Raw genomic sequence first — 17,794 nt, 5'->3', positions numbered from 1 at the left:
TCGACCGGCCGAGCCCCGGAGGCAGTATGGGTCTGCGCAGCATCCGATTACGCGGGCCCCTGGGGCGTGTGGTGGCCGCCGCTCTGCTGTGTGTCTGTGCGCTGGCCGGCTGTGGGCCGACTGGCAACGTTGTCACCGACCTCGGCGCCACCGGCGGCACCCCCGTCGAAGGCGGTACCGCCACCATGGCGCTGCCGCCCGCCTCCGCCCCCAACTGGATCTTCCCCATCAGTGCCCCCGGTTATCTGGCCTCGTACAACAGCGCCGTTCAGGACCTGCTCTTTCTGCGGCTGTACACACCGGAGAAGAAGGGCGCGGCGCTGACCATGGAATCGCCCCGCAATCTCGCGGAAATGCCGCGCTACGGGGCGGGAAACACCGTCGTCAGCATCACCTTGAAGAAGGGATATCAGTGGTCCGACGGAAATCCGGTCACCACCCGTGATGTCAAGTTCTGGTTCGATCTGATCAAGTACAACAAGGCGGAGTGGGCCGGTTATTCACCCAAGCTGATGCCCGACGACGTCAAGGCTTTCGAGAGCGTCGACGACCGTACGTTCCGGCTCCGGCTGGACCGCACGTACAACCCGGCGTGGTTCACCGCCAATGAACTCCAGGACTTCGTCGCCCTTCCCGTGCATGCCTGGAACCCCCGCAACGAGCACCCCAGGAAGGCCTTCGCCCGGCTGATGCGGCACGCCAGGCAGTTCTCCCGCTTCGCCACCGACCCGCTCTGGAAGACCGTCAACGGGCCCTGGAAGGTCGAGAGATGGACGACCTCGGGGCAGGTCTCCCTGATTCCCAACAAGAAGTACCGCGGGCCGGACACGCCCCATCTCGACCGGGTCGTCCTCAAACCGTTCACCACCGCGGACTCCGAATTCAATGTGCTGCGGGCCGGCGGTGTCGACTACGGCTATATCCCGCCCTCCGTCATGGCGCAGTCGGAGCAGTTCAAGGAGCGGGGCTATCGCATCGACCCCTGGGAAGGCTGGGCGGTCACCTATATCGTCCTCAATTTCCACCACCCCACCGTCGGCCCGCTGCTGCGCCACAGCTATCTGCGCCAGGCGCTCCAGCACCTCATCGACCAGCGGGCGATCTCCCGGGTGATCTGGCACGGCAGCGCCGCGCCCACCCTCGGTCCGGTCCCCGCCGGCCTCCTCGACCGCGACCCCTACCCGTACGCCCCTGAGCGGGCGAAGGCGCTGCTGGCCGGGCACGGCTGGGCCGGACGGGACGGGGTGCTGCGCTGCGCCCGGCCGGGGAGCGGCGCGCACGAGTGCGGCGCGGGCGTCAAGGACGGTCAGGAGCTGCGGCTGTCGCTGCTCTCCCAGTCCGGTTCCACCGAGACCTCCAACACCATGCAGGTGATCAAGTCCGAGTTCGGCAAGGCCGGCATCGTCCTCGACATCCGCCAGCAGCCGCTGAACACCGTGCTCGGCACCACCGTCCCCTGCGAGCGGACCGAACCGCTGTGCGCACAGTGGCAGCTGGGCTTCTTCGGCACCCAGGGCAGCTGGTACTTCCCGCCCGACCCCAGCGGAGAGAAGATCTTCGCCAGCAACGCGCCCTCGAACATGGGCCATTGGTCCGATGCGGAGACCGACCGGCTGATCCGGGCCACCGAGTACTCCGGCGATCCGGCCGCGATGCGCGACTACAGCCGTACGGTCGCCCGCCGGCTCCCGGTCCTGTGGACCCCCAACCCCGCCTACCAGGTCTCCGCCATCCGCAACGACCTGCGCGGCGTCGACCAGAACCCGACCCTGTCCCTGACGCCGCAGAACTGGTACTTCGTCAAGAAGGGCGGTTCCGGCCGGTGATCCGCTTCCTGGCCCAGCGCCTCATGCAGGCCCTGGTCGTGCTGCTGCTGGTCTCGGTCATCGTCTTCGTACTGCTGCATCTGCTCCCCGGCGGGCCGGCCCGCGCCATCCTCGGCGTCCAGGCCACCCCGGAATCCCTCGCGCACTTCAACCACCAGCAGGGGTACGACCGTTCGCTGCCCGAGCAGTACGTCCGGTACCTGGGCCGGCTGCTCACCGGCGACCTCGGCGAGTCGTACAAGCTCAACCGGAGCGTCGCCGCGCTGCTGGCCGAGCGGCTGCCCAAGACCGCCCTGCTGGCGGGGCTCGCCCTGGCCCTGGCCGCCGTGCTCGCCGTACCGCTCGGCATCCTCCAGGCCGTACGGCGCGGCCGGGCCGCCGACCACCTCCTGACCGGCGCCGCCTTCCTCGCCTACGCCACCCCGGTCTTCTTCGCCGGCCTGGTCCTCCTCCTCGTCTTCAGCCAGCAGCTCCAGCTACTGCCCGCCGAGGCGCCGCAGGCGGATACCGTCGGCGGTCTGCTCGCGGACCTGCCCGGGCTGGTGCTGCCCGTCGTGACCACCGCGCTCGGCATCGTCGCCGCCTTCAGCCGCTATATGCGCTCCGCCGTCCTCGACAACCTCGCCGAGGACTACGTCCGCACCGCCCGCGCCAAGGGCCAGTCCGGCGCCCGGATCATCGCCCGGCACGTACTGCGCAATGCGCTCATCCCGCTGGCCACCCTGCTCGGCCTCTACCTCCCGACCCTCTTCAGCGGCACCCTCGTCGTCGAGTCGATGTTCAACTACCCCGGTATGGGGCTGCTGTTCTGGAACGCCGCCCAGAGCTCGGACTTCCCCGTACTGCTCGGCGTCACCCTCGTCGTCGGCGTCGCGACCGTCCTCGGCTCCCTGCTCGCCGATATCGCCTATGCCCTCCTCGACCCGCGCATCAGGAGCGTGCCGTGACGACCACCGCCCTCGACGCCGGCCGGCCGGAAGCCGCCCCGGCCCGCCCGGGCCCGGCCCGCCGGTCCCTCGCCGTCTTCGCACACAACAAACTCGCCCTCACCGGCGCCCTGGTGCTGCTCGCCCTGCTCGCCTTCTGCTTCCTCGGACCGCTGCTCCACCCCACCGACCAGATCCACACCGACCTCTCCCAGGCCAACCGCGCCCCCGGTGCCGGGCATCCGCTGGGCACCACCGACCTGGGCTACGACCAGCTCGGCCGGCTGATGTACGGCGGCCGCACCTCCCTCGAAGTCGGCCTGGCCGCCGGGCTGCTGGCCACCCTCTTCGGCACCGTCTACGGTGCGGTCGCGGGCTACTTCGGCGGTTGGGTGGACGCCGTGCTGATGCGGATCACCGATGCCGCGCTCGCCGTTCCCGCACTGTTCCTGCTCGTCGTGGTCGCCGCGATCCTCACCCCCAGCAAGCCCGTCCTCATCCTGGTCATCGCCTCCGTCGCCTGGCTCTCGCCCGCCCGCCTGATCCGCGGCGAAGCGCTGGCGCTGCGCAGCCGTGACTACCTCCAGGCGATGCGGCTGATGGGCGGCGGCGGGGGCCGCGCCGTCTGCCGGCACATCGTCCCCAACGCCGCCGGCACCGTCCTCGTCAACGCCACCTTCCAGATTGCCGACGCCATCCTCTACGTCGCCTACCTCTCCTTCCTCGGCCTGTCCATTCCGCCGCCCGCCGCCGACTGGGGCTCCCTGCTCTCGTCCGGCATCACCTACACCCAGGTCGGCCACTGGTGGCTGATCTTCCCGCCAGGCCTCGCGATCGTGCTGGTCGTGGCCGCCTTCAACTGCCTCGGGGACGGGCTGCGGGACGCCTTCGACGTACGGCTGACGAAGCACTGACGCGGTGCCGGACGGGCCGCCGCGCGTCCGGCGCAACCGAAGCGAGGACCCCACCATGACCGACCCGCTCCTGCGGATCGAGGACCTGCACACCGAGATCGCCGGCCGCGGCCGCACCGTCCGCGCCGTCGACGGCATCGACCTCGAACTCGCCCCCGGCGAAGCCCTCGGCATCGTCGGCGAATCCGGCTGCGGCAAGACGATGACCGCGCTGTCCGTCCTCGGCCTGCTGCCGCCCGGCGGCCGGATCACCGGCGGCCGGATCCTGTTCGACGGCACCGACCTCGCCGCCGCCCCCGAACCCGTCCTCCGGAACGTCCGCGGCAACACCATCGGCATGGTCTTCCAGGACCCGCTGACCTCCCTCAACCCCACCCTCACCATCGGGGTCCAGGTCGCCGAACCCCTGCTGCTGCACCGGAAGGTGAGCCGGGCCGAGGCCTGGGCGAAGGCCGAGGAGACCCTGCGGCTGGTCGGCATGCCGCGCCCCGCCGAGCGGCTGAAGAGCTACCCCCACCAGCTCAGCGGCGGGATGCAGCAGCGCGTCGCGATCGCCATGGCGCTGATCTGCGAACCCCGGCTGCTGATCGCCGACGAGCCGACCACCGCCCTCGACGTCAGCACCCAGCACCAGATCCTGGAACTCATCGACGCCCTGCGCACCCGCCTCGGCATGGCGATGATCCTGGTCAGCCACGACCTCGGGGTGATCGCCCGCCGGGTCGACCGGGTCGCGGTGATGTACGGCGGCCGGATCGCCGAACGCGCCCCCGTACGCCCGCTGTTCGCCACCCCGCGGCACCGCTACACCCAGGCCCTCTTCGCCGCCCTGCCCGGGACCGCCACCGACGGCCGGCCGCTGGCCACGATCCCCGGCCGGCCGCCGTCCCTGACCACCCGCCCCACCGGCTGCCGCTTCGCCCCCCGCTGCGGCTTCGCCACCGACCGCTGCCACACCGCCGAGCCGGAACTCACCGACGGCCGCGCCGACCACCCGCCCGCCGCCGGCAGCCATGCCTTCGCCTGCCACCACCCCACCGCCCCGGCCTCCGGCACCGATCCGGCCGCGGAGGTCCGCCCGCCCGCACCCGCCGCGCCCTCCATACGTACGGACGAACCGCTGCTGCGGCTCGCCGACGTCAGCAAGAGCTACCCGCTGCACGGTGGCCCCTTCGCCCGCCGCCGGCAGGGCGCCGCGCAGATCAGCGCGGTGGCCGGGGTCTCGCTCACCGTCCGGCGCGGCGAGACCTTCGGCATCGTGGGGGAGTCCGGCTGCGGCAAGTCCACCCTCGGCCGGCTGGCCGTCGGCCTGGAGCCGCCCACCGCCGGCAGCATCCATGTCGCCGGCCGCGATATCTCCACCCTCACCAAACGGGAGCTGCGCGCCCACCGCCGCCAGGTCCAGCTGATGTTCCAGGACTCGTACGCCGCCATGGACCCCCGGATGCGGATCGGTGCCGTACTGCGCGAGCCGCTGGTCATCCAGGGCATCGGCAGCCGGGACGCACAGCGGCGCCGGATCGCCGGGCTGCTCGACGACGTCGGGCTGCCGCGTGGCGCGGTGGACCGCTATCCGCACGAATTCTCCGGCGGGCAGCGCCAGCGCCTCGGCCTGGCCCGCGCCCTCGCCCTGTCCCCCTCGCTCGTCGTCGCCGATGAGCCGGTCTCCGCGCTGGACGTCTCCGTCCAGGCGCAGATCCTCAACCTGATGCGCGAGTTACAGCGCGAGAAGGGCATCGGCTACCTCTTCATCTCGCACGACCTGGCGGTGGTACGGCATCTCGCGGACTCGGTCGGGGTGATGTACCTCGGCAAGCTCGTCGAGACCGGCCCCGCCGCGCAGGTCTTCGCCCGCCCGCTGCACCCGTACACCCGAGGGCTGCTGGACACCGTCAGCACACCCGGTCCGGACGCCGCCCCCACGGCGAGAGCAGCACAGGGCACGGTGCCCCACACCGCCCTGCCCGGCGCGCCGCTCGGCGGTGAGCCCCCGTCCGCCGCCGCCCCGCCCTCCGGATGCCGCTTCCGCACCCGTTGCCCGTACGCCGCCGGGCTCTGCGCGACCACCGAACCGCCGCCCGCCGAGCCGGAGACCCCCGGCCACCGGGTGGCCTGCCACTTTCCGCTCACCGCGGCGGGCGCTGCGGGGCAGGCGCTCAGTAGCGGGTGAGCGCGGTCGGTCCGGACACCGTGCCGATGGCGATATGCGGGTGGGCGGACGGCCGCACCCAGGACAGGATCCGTGCCATCGCCCGGGCCGGTACGGACACACAGCCCGCCGTGGCGCCCCTGCCGTTGACGTGGAGGAAGATGCCGGCGCCCCGGCCGCGCACCGGACGGTGGTAGTTGAAGCCGATGACCAGGGCCCGGGCGTACTGCACCGGATGGTCGGCCAGCCGCTCGGACTCGGCGGCCGCGCAGTCCGGCGGCCGGGGATCCACCCAGCGGTTGTACGCGGCGGACGCCGTGTCCTCGCACCACCAGGAGTCCGCGCCGACCCGGCGGTACGGCGTGCTGGTGCCGGGCGGCGCCGGGGCGGTCCCGAACGCGAACGGCAGGTCGTAAAGGCCGGTCGGGGTGGTCGAGGTGCCCTGCACCCGGGTCGCGCCGTCGGTCAGCCCGCCGGTGCCGAACCGGGCCGGTGCCGAACCGGCCCGCCGCCAGTGGTCGCCGTCCTGCTGCCACCACACCACCGTCCCGGACGTGGCGCCGGCCGTGGGCGCCTCGGCGGTGATCAGCTGCTCGCCGCCGCCGGTGCCGGCCATGCGGGAGGGGAGTGGGGGGCGGAAGCCGGTGGCACCTGAGGGGACGGCGGAGGCGGGGGCGGCGAGCGTGAGAAGGGCCGCGCAGGCCGCCGACAGCAGCGCGGTGGCCCGGGCCGGAAGGGCCCCGGGAGCCGCAGATGTCCTCGTACGCGACATGGGCATGACCGCAAGCTAGCGGCCGCGCGGCCCGCCCCGCGCCGTCCGATCAGGTCATATACGCCCGCCCCCGCCCGTCCGCAACCCGTCCGCGGCAATCCGTCGTGCGGCCGGGCCATGGACGGACGAAACTCGGGTACGGGGGCACATGTGCCACCAGCAGTCTCATTGGGAGGCCCGCCGTGCAGCGGCAACCGCATACCCGCAGTGCGCACACACCCGACCGCGATCCGCAGCCCACGCCCCCGGACCCGGGAGGCCCGCCGCCCCACCCGGTCCCGGACCCGCTCCCCGGCCCGCCGGTCCCGCCTGCGCCACCGGAACCGATACCTCCGGATCCCTCGCCGATCCCCCGCCCGCCCGGACCCGACCCCGACCCGGTCCCGGATCCGTCCCCGGCCCCGTCGCCGCTCTCCTAGGAGGTGCTGAGCATGGCCATCGCCACGGTCAACCCGGCCACCGGCGAGACCCTGAAAACCTTCGACGCGCTCAACGCGGGCGAGATCGAAGACCATCTGGTCCGCGCCGAGCAGGCCTTCGAGCTGCACCGCAGGACGTCCTTCGCCCGCCGCTCGGAGCTGCTGCACAAGGCCGCCGATCTGCTCGAGGCCGACCAGGACGGTATCGCCCGCACGATGACCACCGAGATGGGCAAACCGCTGGCCCAGGCCCGCGCGGAGGCCGCGAAGTGCGCCAAGACCATGCGGTGGTACGCCAACCACGCCGAGCGGCTGCTGGCCGACGAGCACCCCGAGCCGGACGACGTCCGCGACTCCGGCGCGGTGCGCGCCGTGGTCCGCTACCGCCCGCTCGGCACGGTCCTCGCGGTGATGCCCTGGAACTTCCCGCTCTGGCAGGTCGTACGGTTCGCCGCGCCGGCACTGATGGCGGGCAACACCGGACTGCTCAAGCACGCCTCGAACGTCCCGCAGACCGCGCTCTACATCGAAGAGCTGTTCCGCCGGGCCGGCTACGCCGACGGCTGTTTCCAGACCCTGCTGATCGGCTCCGGTGCCGTCGAGGACATCCTGCGCGACCCGCGGATCGCCGCCGCGACGCTCACCGGCAGCGAGCCCGCCGGCCGCTCGGTGGCCGCCATCGCCGGTGACGAGGTCAAGAAGACCGTCCTCGAACTCGGCGGCAGCGACCCGTTCGTCGTCCTGCCCTCCGCCGACCTCGACAAGGCCGCCCGGGTCGGCGTCACCGCGCGCGTCCAGAACAACGGCCAGTCCTGTATCGCGGCCAAGCGGTTCATCGTGCACAACGACGTCTACGACGCCTTCGCCGAGCGGTTCACCGAGCGGATGGCCGCGCTGACCGTCGGAGACCCGATGGACGAGAGCACCGACGTCGGGCCGCTCTCCAGCGAGCAGGGCCGCTCCGACCTGGAGGAGCTGGTCGACGACGCCGTTCACCAGGGCGCGACGGCACTGTGCGGCGGCCGGCGCCCGCCCGATCACCGCGCCGGCTGGTTCTACGAACCGACGGTCCTCACCGGCGTCACGCCCAGCATGCGCATCCACCACGAGGAGGCGTTCGGCCCGGTCGCCACGCTCTACCGCGTCGCCGACCTGGACGAGGCGGTGCAGCTCGCCAACGACACCCCGTTCGGCCTGAGTTCCAACGCCTGGACCCGCGACCCCGAGGAACAGGAGCGGCTGGCACGGGACTTGCAGGCCGGTGGCGTCTTCTTCAACGGGATGACCGCCTCCCACCCGGGCCTGCCCTTCGGCGGCGCCAAGCGCTCCGGCTACGGGCGGGAGCTCTCCGGGCACGGGATCCGGGAGTTCTGCAATATGACGACGGTGTGGTACGGACCGGAGGAGTGAACCGGCGGGGACGCGCTACGGGGCGTCCTCCCACAGCGTGGCGGACAGTTCGAGATCGGGGCTGGATGTGCTGCCGGCCAGGCCGACCCGCTGGGACGCGGTCACCTTGGTGAACACCACCTTCGCCACGCGGTTGTGGGTGGTGATCACGCACCAGACCGTCCCGGCGCTGATCTTGGCGGCCGGCGTCGGCATGGCGAACCTCGCCTGATCGGCCGCGGCCCGGCAGTCCTCCGCCGTCCTGGTGCCGGCGTCGGCCAGGCCGACGCGGACCTGGGGGTGGTCGTCGTTGTACATGAGCATCCCGGCATCGGGGTCCGTCGAGTTCACACAGGCGAGGTAGGCGAGGTCGGACTCCGTCTTGGTGCCGACGAAGTTGCTGCTGACGGCCGGCTTGTCCAGATCGAGGGCCTGGTTCCACTGCCCGGCGCATTCCACCCCCGGCATGGTGAGCTGCTTGTCGCGGTACAGCACCTTCGGTTCTGCGGGGGCGGAGGTCCGGCCGGGCGTGGCCCGGTCGTTCGGCGTCTCCGGCGTTGCGGGTGCGCTGTGGGCGGTGGCCGACGGCCCGGCGCTGTGCCGGGCCCCTCCCTCGCTGCCCGCCCTGCCCTTGTCGCCGCCGCCGTTGTCCCCGTTCAGTACCCCCTTCACCAGCACCGAGGCCAGCAGCACCGTGAGCGCACCACCGACCGCCGCGGCGATCACCAGCGCCCGGCCGCGCTTCCGTACCGGCGGCGGCGAGGCGGGGGCACCGAGCTGGAACGCCGGGGGTGGTGGCGGCGTCGCACGGAACGGCGGGAACGCCGGGGGTGGCGGCGGCGTCGCGCCGCCCGTCCCCACCGGGCCCCGTACCAGCGCCAGTGAGCCGGCCGCGCCCGCCGACCGTCGCTGGGGCCGGGGCAGCCCCAGGCCGTACAGCGTGCGGTCGACCGTGTGGTGGATCTCGTCGAGGGTGAGCGGCGTCGGTACGGCCAGGGCGTCCAGCAGCGCGCCGGTGAACGCCGTGTACGTCGCCCCGACGGGCGCATGCGCCGGAGCAGTTTTCGTCGTGGACGTCAGGGTGTACGTTCCAGACAGGTCGAGCTGGCCAACGGCCAGGTTGGTCGGCTCGGCCATCGCGGACACCGCCCGGCCCGAGAAGCAGCAGTCGAGCAGCAGCACCCGCGACGTCGCCCTGGCCTCGCCCACATTGCGCTTGATCAGTTCGATCGGGACGGCGGTGAAGCCGATGTTCTCGACATCGGTGTGGACCAGCCCCAGGTGCAGCAGCCCGGCGTCGTCCAGCAGTCCGTGCCCCGCGTAGTAGACCAGCAGCAGATCATCGGCCTCGCGGGCCGCCCAGCTCAGTGCCGCCCCCACGGTCCTCTGGTCGGCCGGATCGGAGACCACCCGGCAGTGCTCGGGGGCCAGCAGACCCCGTGCCGGATCGGTCAGCGCGTCCCGTAACGCCCGGAGGTTCGCGTCGACGGCGGGGATATGGGACAGCGCGGCACCGGTGAACCTGCCCGCACCGATCAGCACGGCCCGGCTGGAGGGTCCGTGCGGAAACCTGCGTTCGGTCATCTCCCCTGCCCGTCCAGCGCGTTGAGGGAGGACTGCGCTTCACGGAGTACGGCGGCCGGGTCGGCGGCCCGTTTGACGTCCAGAGTGATCGTGCGGCCGTCGGGGAGTTCGACGGTGACCGAGACATCGGAGCGGCGGCCGCTCAGCCAGGTGCACAGCGGGGTGACCAGCCCGGCGATACCGCCCGTACCCAGGATGACGGTCAGTACATCCAGCGCCCCGCCCATATGGCCCGGCTCCGGCGGTCTGTGCCGTAACTCCACCCGCCCGCGCAGCGCATCGTCCGAACTGAGCCACTGCTGGAGCGACCGCAGCTGCGGTTCGGCCTCCGAACCGTCCCCGACCAGCGCGAGTCTGACAACCTCCGAACCCGGACCTGACATCAAACCCCTCCCCGTGACCGGTAGTTGAGGGCATCTTTACACGGTCGGCCCGGGCGGAGGAGCGATTCCCGCGCAGCGGTGAGGCTCAACGGACGGTAACCGGCCCGTCCGGCACCGCGAACTCGCACCACAGTGCCTTGCCGGCGCCGCGCGGCTCCGCGCCCCAGCGGTCCGCCAGCGCCTCGACGAGCATCAGCCCCCGGCCCGAGGTCGCGGTCTCGCCGGGGCTGCGCCGGCGCGGCCAGCGGCTGGAGCGGTCCTCGACCTCCAGCCTGATCCGGCGCGGGGTGCCGGGCAGCAGCTCGACGGTGACCAGGGCGCCGCTCTCGGTATGGGTCAGCGCATTGGCGATCAGCTCGGAGGCGGCGACCTCGATGTTGTGCATGACGCTGCCCGCCCGCCACTGGTCCAGGGTGCGGCGCAGCGCCGAGCGGACCTCCGCGGTGCCCGACGGGTCGGCCTGGTGGACGTGCAGCCGCAGCCTGGGCGTGGTGGTGCCGCCGGAGCCGGCCAGCCGGTGCAGCAGCAGTAGCGCCATGTCGTCGGCGGAGCCGGGGTGGGCCCACAGGTGGTCCGAGAGCCGGTCGGCCAGCGCCTCCAGCTCCGTGGGCCCGGTCCGGACCGCCGTGGACAGCGCTTCGAGGCCCGCCGAGATGTCCCGCCCTGGCTGCTCGACGAGACCGTCGGTGCACAGCAGCAGTGTCGACCCGGGCTCCAGGAAGAGCTGGGTCTCGGGGAAGTGGTCCTGGCCGAAGGCGGTGGCCAGGCCCAGCGGCAGGCCGCCGCAGACCTCGGGCCAGTCGACGTGCCGGGAGCTGTTGCTGATCAGCGGCCCGAGATGGCCCGCCCGTGCCACGTACAGCGCCCCGGACTCCATGTCGGCCTGGACGTAGGTGCAGGTCGCGAACCGCTCGGTGTCCAGTTCGGCCAGGAACCGGGAGGCCCGCACCAGCACCGTCTCCGGCGAGTGCCCCTCGCCGGCGTACGCCCGCAGCGCGATCCGCAGCTGGCCCATCACGGCGGCCGCATGGGTGTCATGGCCCTGCACATCTCCGACCACCAGGCCGGTCCGTCCCCGGGGCAGTGCGATCACGTCGTACCAGTCGCCGCCGACGTTCCGCCCGACGCTCGCCGGGTGGTAGCGGACGGTGACCGCGCCGCCTTCGAGGGGTGGCAGCCGCCGCGGCAGCATCGTCTCCTGGAGCCCGGTCGCGAACTCCCGCTCCTGGTCGAAGAGGGTCGCCCGCTGCACCGACTGGGCGACGACACCGGCCAGCGCCAGCGCCAGGTTCCTGGCCTCCGGCGAGTGCACCGCCGGCTCGGCGTTGAACAGCCCCAGCGCCCCGATCACGGTGTCCTGCGCGACCAGCGGCAGGAAGGCCGCACTGCCGGTCGGCAGCAGCGCGGAGTACGGGCGCAGCCGGGGATAGCGGGCGATCAGCTCGCCGCGGGTGCTCAGGAAGATGGGCCGCCGTGCGCGCGCGGTGTCGGCCAGCGGGAGGGTGTCGTCCAGTTGCGAGGTCATCATGTCCTCGGGCACCTCGCCCTCCAGCCCCGCGGTGGCGATGACCTTGAACCGCTCGTTCTCGACGAGCCCGAGGACCAGCCCGTCCGCCCCGAACCGCCGGGCGCCGCCGGCACCGGTCAGCACCCGGGTGACGTCCCGTACCGACAGGGCACGGGACAGCGCGGCGGTGGTCTGCTGCACCATCACGGTCTGCCGCTGGCGCTCCTGCTGGAGCGAACGCAGCAGTGCGGAGTCCGCCAGCTCGCTGGTCGCCTCCCGGACGATGCCGATGACCCGGTACGGCGCCCCGTCCGCGGTGTGCAGGATGCGCCCCTGCGAGTGCGTCCAGCGCCAGGTGCCGTCGCGGCAGCGGACCCGGAAGTACGCGCCGTAGGACGACTGGCCGTCCTCCAGCGCCTGGGCCAGCGCCTCGTCCAGCCGCAGGCCCTCCTCCGGCGGGACCCGCGTGACCAGCGACATCGGCGCGCCGTCGTACTCCTCCGGGAGCAGATCGAAGACGTCCATGGCACCGGGGTCCAGGGCCATGTACTGGCGGTCCAGGTCCCAGTCGAAGGTGCCCATCCGGTTGAGCGACAGCCGCTCGCGCAGGCCGATGGGCTCATGCCGCGACACCCCGGGCGCCTCCTCCTGGACCCGGTGCCAGTCCCGGTCGGTTCGGGGGTCATAACCCTCGTCGGACTGCCCGGGCGGCGGGGCGGTCATGGGTTGCCGCACCTCGTGGCCCAGGAGCGCGCGACGTCGGGGCTCACCATGCGAACACCTTAGGCGGCGGCCGCGAAGCCCGCATTTCCGGTGTTCCGGGTGGTTTCCGGCATACGGAAGTCAGGTGACGAATGCCGCGACGAGTGCCGGGCGGCGCAGCCCGGCCGGCGCTCGGCCCGTGCACGGCTCCGTACGGGCCGAAACGTTCAGGAGGCGAACGCCGGCGAGCGGATTCGGCCACGTCAACCCCGAAGCGGCGCCCGTCCGTTGACGTAGCGTGTTCAGGCCCCGCAGGTATGGCAGAGTCGTCAACCGTGCCCACACCGGCCGGAAACCGTACATCCGAGCCGTGTCCGCCCGGTCCCTCGGGCAGACATCTCAGGTGCATGCCCCGTCCGCTCGTGCCACAGGAAGGCACCCGGCCATGAGAACCCGAAGACTGCGCCGCGCCCTGACCGGCGTGGCCGGCGCGGCGGTCGCCGTCCTCGTAGCGCTCTGGGCGGCCGCCGGAGTGCCGTCGCTTCCGGACGCCCCCGCCCGGGTACGGCACCCCGTGCAGGTCTACCTCACCACCACCTCCGATCCCGGCGGCAGGCAGGTCGCCAAGGGGCTGGAGCGACAGGCCCCGCTCGCCTTCGCGCCGGGCGGCGGCGGCAACATCACCGTCGACGAGTCCCGGACCTACCAGCGGTTCGAGGGCGGTGGAGCGTCCTTCACCGATACCGCCGCCTGGCTGATGAACAGCAGCGGCGCACTCGACGACGCCACCCGCGACGCGGCGATGAAGAAACTCTTCGACCCCGTCGAAGGCATCGGCCTCGCCTTCCTCCGCAACCCCATGGGCACCTCCGACCTCGCCCGCTCCGGCTACACCTACGACGACCTGCCCGCCGGGCACACCGACCCCGGCCTCAGGCACTTCTCCGTCGCCCACGACCTCACCGACGTACTGCCGCTGACCGCCCGGGCCCGCCGCCTCAACCCGGCACTCAAGGTGATGGCCTCACCCTGGACCGCGCCCGCCTGGATGAAGGACAACGCCCGGCTCGAACAGGGCTGGCTGAAGTCGAAGTACTACGGCGCCTACGCCCGGTACTTCGTGAAGTACCTCCAGGCCTACCGGCACCACGGCGTGCCGGTCGACTACGTCTCCGTCCAGAACGAGCCCAGCTGCTGCGCCGGCTACCCCTCCATGCAGTGGAACGGCTCCGGCCTCGCCTACTTCACCAAGAAGAACCTGCTCCCGGCCCTGCGCGGGGCCGGCCTGCCCACCAAGGTCCTGGCCCTGGACTGGAACTGGGACCAGTACGACCACTTCGCCAAACCCCTCCTCGACGACCCGGCGGTCCGCAGCCACCCCAACTTCGGCGGGGTGGCCTGGCACGGCTACGGCGGCGAGGTCGCCTGGCAGACCCGGGTGCACCACCGGTACCCGCGCCTGCCCGCGTACGACACCGAGCACTCCGGCGGCCACTGGATCGCCAACCAGCAGAAGGAGGACATGCACAACCTCATCGACTACACCCGCAACTGGGGCCGCAGCTGGGTCAAGTGGTCCCTCGCCGTGGACCAGAACAGCGGCCCGCACCAGGGCGGTTGTGACGACTGCACCGGACTGGTCACCGTGCACAACGGCGACGACCGGCACGGGAAGGTGGACTACACCATCGAGTACTACACCATGGGCCAGCTCACCAAGTTCGTGAAACCCGGCGCCCGGCGCATCGCCTCCACCGCCCCGGCCGCCCTCCCCAACGTCGCCTGGCGCAACCCCGACGGATCCAAGGCGCTGATCGCCTACAACGACACCCGCAGCACCCGCAGGGTGGACATCAACTGGGGTAAGGAGCACGTGCGTTACTCCCTGCCGGCGGGCGCCTCGGCCACCTTCACCTGGTAGCAGCGCCCTCCGCACACACATTGCGCAAGCTCAGATAGCGGCTGAGATGAGTGGCTGCGTCGAGCATGGCCACGCCCCGCGCGGTGAGCTTGTGCCGCCAGTCGTCCAGGGCACCGGACAGCGAGTCGGTGCCGCCGGCTGTCCGGATCCGCTGGACCACGGTGGAGATGTGCTCCAGCGGGTAACCCCCGCGTCTGAGGAGGTGGGCGAGCTCGGCGTCGCGGATGTCGCTTGCGCGGAAGACGCGGTATCCGGTGACGGGGTCCCGTGTGGGGGCGAGGATGCCGACGTCCTCCCAGTTGCGCAAGGTGGCCGGGGTGACACGGAGTTGGTGTGCGAGTTCACCGATGGTCCGGGTAGCGAGGTCTGCCGACTCGTCGGGAGCGGCGTCGGACTCCGCCGTCAGATGATCCACCGCCCTCCGCACCGAGTCGAGGGTCTCCCGGTCACGGAGCAACTGGCTGTGGCCATGGTCGATGGCCCTCAGGGCGTCGTTGAGGTCGTCCTTGTGGAGTGCGGTCATGATCTGGCCGCCGGCCGCGTGGCCATAGCCCGCAATGAGAGAGAGGTAGGCGCGGAGCGCTGCCGCATGCACCTCGGTGTAGACCCGGTAGCCGCTGTGGGTGCGCTCAGCGGGCGGAAGGAACCCGTCCCGCTCGTAGTTGCGGACCGCCTGGGTCGAGATGCCGTGTTCGCGCGCGAGGTCAGATGGTCGCAAGGTTAACCCCCGGTTTGAGACTTGGCGGCATGATTGAGCGGCGAGAGCTGGAAAAGTCTCAACCGACCTTTCAAGGATACGATTGAGGCTCATGAACCAGGACATACAAGATTTCGTACCTGCCTCCTGTGACCTGCTGGCGCTCGGTGAGCCGACGCACCAGGAACCGGCCTTCGGGCGGATCCGCAACGAACTGTTCGCTCAGCTGGTGTACCGCGGCTTCCGGTCGATCGTCCTCGAAACCGATCGGGTGGCTGCGCTCACCGTGAACGACTTCGTCCAGGGGGGAGCCGGAAGCCTCGATGCGGTGATGAGCGAGGGCTTCACCCACGGCTTCGGAGAGCTGGACGCCAACAGGCAACTGGTCGCCTGGATGCGTGCCTACAACGAGAGCTGCCCCTCGGAAGAACGCTTGGCCTTCCACGGCTTCGACGCTCCGACAGAGAACACCACCGCCCCCAGCCCGCGGCGCTACCTCGAATACGTCCGTGACTTCCTGGAACTCGACCTCGACCTCGCGGGCCTCGTCGGCGATGACGAACGGTGGAGCCGCACCGAGGCGATCATGGACCCGGACATGTCGATCGGCGCCACGGCTGAGGCCGAGAGGCTGCGCTCGCTCGCGGACGACATGCTCACCTCGCTCTATGCGCGCGCCCCGGAACTGATCGCCGCGGCCTCACGCGCCGAGTGGTTCCGGGCCAGGACACACCTCACCGCCGGTCTTGGCCTGCTGCGCTACCACAAGCAGGCAGCACAGCGCCTCGAGAAGAGTGCACGGGTGTCCCGCCTCCTTGCCACCCGGGATGCGCTCATGGCCCAGAACCTCTTCGAGATCCGGGACCTCGAGGCGCGACGGGGGGCGACACTGGTCTTCGCTCACAACGCCCATCTCCAGCGAGACCTGAGCACCATGCATGTGGCAGCCATGGACCTCGACTGGTTCGGGGCGGGCGCCATCGTGGGGTCCCTGTCGGGCGAGCAGTACACCTTCGTCGCCGGCAGCCTGGGCCGCAGTGAAGCGCTCGGGCTTGGAGAGCCCGCACCGGACACCTATGAGGGCTCCCTCCAGAGCCGTATCACCACCTGGGGCCTGACCACGGCCACTTCGGTCGCTTCCGCCCGCACGCGCACCGACACCAAGCCGGAGCAGGGCTACTTCCCGCTCGACCAGGCGATCCTCGACGCGGCCGACGCTGTTCTGCACATCAGCGCCGGCACGACCTCGGAGAGCTGAGGTGGGGCCGTCCCGGTGCGAGCGCTGCTCCGGGACGGCCCGGTCCTCAGGCGTGGGCCGGTGCGGCGGCCGCCACCGGACGGGTGTGCCGTGTGCGGTGGGCCAGGGTGGCCTTCCGGGTGGCGACATCGACGGTGTACGCATCGATGGTCAGCCGCGCGCCGGACACCTTCAGCACCATGAAGCCGTGGTCGGAGAAGTTCTGCCAGGCGGACGGATGGCCGAAGTGCGCCTTGCCGTCCTCCGTCTTGGCGGACGCCCCGCACACCACCTGCCGGGTGCCGCCGGTGCGGGCGGTGGGCTCCAGGATCTGGAGGGTGTGGTCGTGGCCGGACAGGATCAGATCGGCCCGTCCGCACACCACCTTCTCGTACATGTCCTTGAGGTGCACACCGCTGGTGTAGTTCCCGATCTCGAAACCGTCGTACGAACCGGCGCTGCCGTGCTTGCCGTTGTTGAGGTACGGGTGGTGGCCGATCACCACCTTCCAGCGGGCCCGCGAGGAGCGCAGCGCTCCGTCCAGCCAGCGCCGCTGCTCGCGCATGTACGGCCCGTCCCAGCGGTAGTACGGGTCGAGCTGGGCGACGTACGACGACCACGGAATGGTGTCGATGGCGAAGAACTCCACCAGCGGGTCGGCGGCCGGCAGCGGCACGCTGTAGTAACGGGCCGGCATGTACCAGCGCTTGGAGGTCTTGGCGTAGGCGACCTCGCGGTCACCGCGCGACGGATCGCCGCCGCTGCCGGGGATCAGCCCCGAGCAGTCGTGGTTGCCCAGCACCATCAGCCAGGGCACATCGATGCCGTTGTTCGGCTTCTCGAACTTGTCCTGGAACTCGGAGTCGTCGTCGGACTCCGGGCCGTTCTCGTAGATGTTGTCCCCGAGGCCGACCGCGAGGCCGATCTGCTCGGCCTTGCAGACATCCCGTGCGGCGGCCGCCACCGCGTACTGGGCTTCGTCCCCCGTGCCCGCGTCACCGGTGACCAGGACGGCGAACTCGCCCTTGCCGTTGGGGTGTTCGGGGAAGGGGAAAGCGCCGGGCGCCCCGCTGCGGGGCGCGGCGGAAGCGGGCTGCTGTGCCTGCGAGGGGAGCACCGCCAGCGCCGCACCGGCCATCGCGCCGCCCAGCAGCGTCCGCCGGTTCATAAACTGCACCGTCCGCCCCGTGGTACGCATCGACGGTGCCCCCGTCCCCGCCTCCGAGCCGGACCGCAGCCACGCCCGCTCGGTCATGTCCGCCTGCGGCGGGATCAGTTCGTCTTCACACATGCCAGGTGTTCTCTCATGGCCGGCCGGGTCGATGGTGACGAAAAGATGAATCACGGGTGGACGTATCGCGATCAGCG

13 protein-coding genes are annotated in these 17,794 nt (G+C 71.5%); 7 read left to right on the top strand and 6 right to left on the bottom strand.

Annotated elements, in window-relative coordinates:
- Positions 1–71 precede the first annotated feature (71 nt).
- From ACZ55A_RS07570 to ACZ55A_RS07555, 4 genes are read left to right on the top strand one after another with little or no spacing between them, the layout of a single operon-like run.
- Positions 72–1,826 carry a peptide ABC transporter substrate-binding protein gene (locus tag ACZ55A_RS07570; RefSeq protein WP_468835738.1) on the top strand — a complete coding sequence of 585 codons (1,755 nt, stop codon included), beginning with the start codon at positions 72–74 and terminating at the stop codon, positions 1,824–1,826.
- On the top strand, positions 1,823–2,773 hold the full coding sequence (locus ACZ55A_RS07565; RefSeq protein WP_468835736.1) for an ABC transporter permease: 951 nt from the start codon (positions 1,823–1,825) through the stop codon (positions 2,771–2,773). The genes ACZ55A_RS07570 and ACZ55A_RS07565 overlap by 4 nt, the downstream gene beginning before the upstream one ends.
- Positions 2,770–3,666 (top strand): ABC transporter permease, encoded by an 897-nt coding sequence (locus ACZ55A_RS07560; protein WP_468835733.1) that lies wholly within the window; start codon positions 2,770–2,772, stop codon positions 3,664–3,666. Before ACZ55A_RS07565 ends, ACZ55A_RS07560 begins: the two co-directional genes overlap by 4 nt.
- A 55-nt stretch (positions 3,667–3,721) precedes the next feature.
- Positions 3,722–5,836: an ABC transporter ATP-binding protein gene (locus ACZ55A_RS07555; RefSeq protein ID WP_468835731.1), complete on the top strand. Its 2,115-nt coding sequence runs from the start codon at positions 3,722–3,724 to the stop codon at positions 5,834–5,836.
- Here ACZ55A_RS07555 and ACZ55A_RS07550 read toward each other — a convergent pair.
- Positions 5,823–6,593 (bottom strand): L,D-transpeptidase family protein, encoded by a 771-nt coding sequence (locus tag ACZ55A_RS07550; RefSeq protein ID WP_468835729.1) that lies wholly within the window; start codon positions 6,591–6,593, stop codon positions 5,823–5,825. The genes ACZ55A_RS07555 and ACZ55A_RS07550 overlap by 14 nt on opposite strands.
- A gap of 425 nt (positions 6,594–7,018) precedes the next feature.
- Between ACZ55A_RS07550 and ACZ55A_RS07545 the strand changes: the two genes are divergently transcribed.
- A complete protein-coding gene (locus ACZ55A_RS07545) occupies positions 7,019–8,416 on the top strand; it encodes an NADP-dependent succinic semialdehyde dehydrogenase (protein ID WP_468835726.1) in 1,398 nt (465 codons plus the stop codon).
- Positions 8,417–8,431: 15 nt separating this feature from the next.
- Here the strand turns inward: ACZ55A_RS07545 and ACZ55A_RS07540 are convergent, their stop codons facing one another.
- The 3 genes from ACZ55A_RS07540 to ACZ55A_RS07530 form a co-directional block, all read right to left on the bottom strand.
- Positions 8,432–9,979, bottom strand: coding sequence for a caspase family protein (locus ACZ55A_RS07540; protein WP_468835723.1), 1,548 nt, complete (start codon positions 9,977–9,979; stop codon positions 8,432–8,434).
- Positions 9,976–10,362, bottom strand: a complete 387-nt coding sequence (locus ACZ55A_RS07535; RefSeq protein WP_468835720.1) for an effector-associated constant component EACC1 — start codon at positions 10,360–10,362, stop codon at positions 9,976–9,978. Before ACZ55A_RS07535 ends, ACZ55A_RS07540 begins: the two co-directional genes overlap by 4 nt.
- 85 nt (positions 10,363–10,447) lie before the next feature.
- Positions 10,448–12,592, bottom strand: a complete 2,145-nt coding sequence (locus ACZ55A_RS07530) for a SpoIIE family protein phosphatase (protein WP_468835717.1) — start codon at positions 12,590–12,592, stop codon at positions 10,448–10,450.
- 424 nt (positions 12,593–13,016) lie between these two features.
- Here ACZ55A_RS07530 and ACZ55A_RS07525 point away from each other — a divergent pair, with 424 nt between their 5' ends.
- Positions 13,017–14,492, top strand: coding sequence for a glycoside hydrolase family 30 protein (locus ACZ55A_RS07525; protein ID WP_468835715.1), 1,476 nt, complete (start codon positions 13,017–13,019; stop codon positions 14,490–14,492).
- Here ACZ55A_RS07525 and ACZ55A_RS07520 read toward each other — a convergent pair.
- Positions 14,482–15,210, bottom strand: a complete 729-nt coding sequence (locus tag ACZ55A_RS07520; RefSeq protein ID WP_468835713.1) for a TioE family transcriptional regulator — start codon at positions 15,208–15,210, stop codon at positions 14,482–14,484. The two genes, ACZ55A_RS07525 and ACZ55A_RS07520, sit on opposite strands and share 11 nt — an antisense overlap.
- 91 nt (positions 15,211–15,301) lie before the next feature.
- On the opposite strand from ACZ55A_RS07520, the gene ACZ55A_RS07515 reads away from it, so the two are divergent.
- Positions 15,302–16,447, top strand: coding sequence for an erythromycin esterase family protein (locus tag ACZ55A_RS07515; RefSeq protein ID WP_468835710.1), 1,146 nt, complete (start codon positions 15,302–15,304; stop codon positions 16,445–16,447).
- A 46-nt stretch (positions 16,448–16,493) separates the two neighbouring features.
- Here ACZ55A_RS07515 and ACZ55A_RS07510 read toward each other — a convergent pair whose 3' ends face one another.
- The gene (locus ACZ55A_RS07510) at positions 16,494–17,717 is read right to left on the bottom strand and encodes a metallophosphoesterase (protein ID WP_468835707.1); all 1,224 of its coding nucleotides are present in this window, start codon (positions 17,715–17,717) and stop codon (positions 16,494–16,496) included.
- Positions 17,718–17,794 lie beyond the last annotated feature (77 nt).

This window comes from Streptomyces sp. NPDC034111, assembly GCF_055575375.1.
This window is presented reverse-complemented; position numbering and strand designations above follow the sequence as displayed.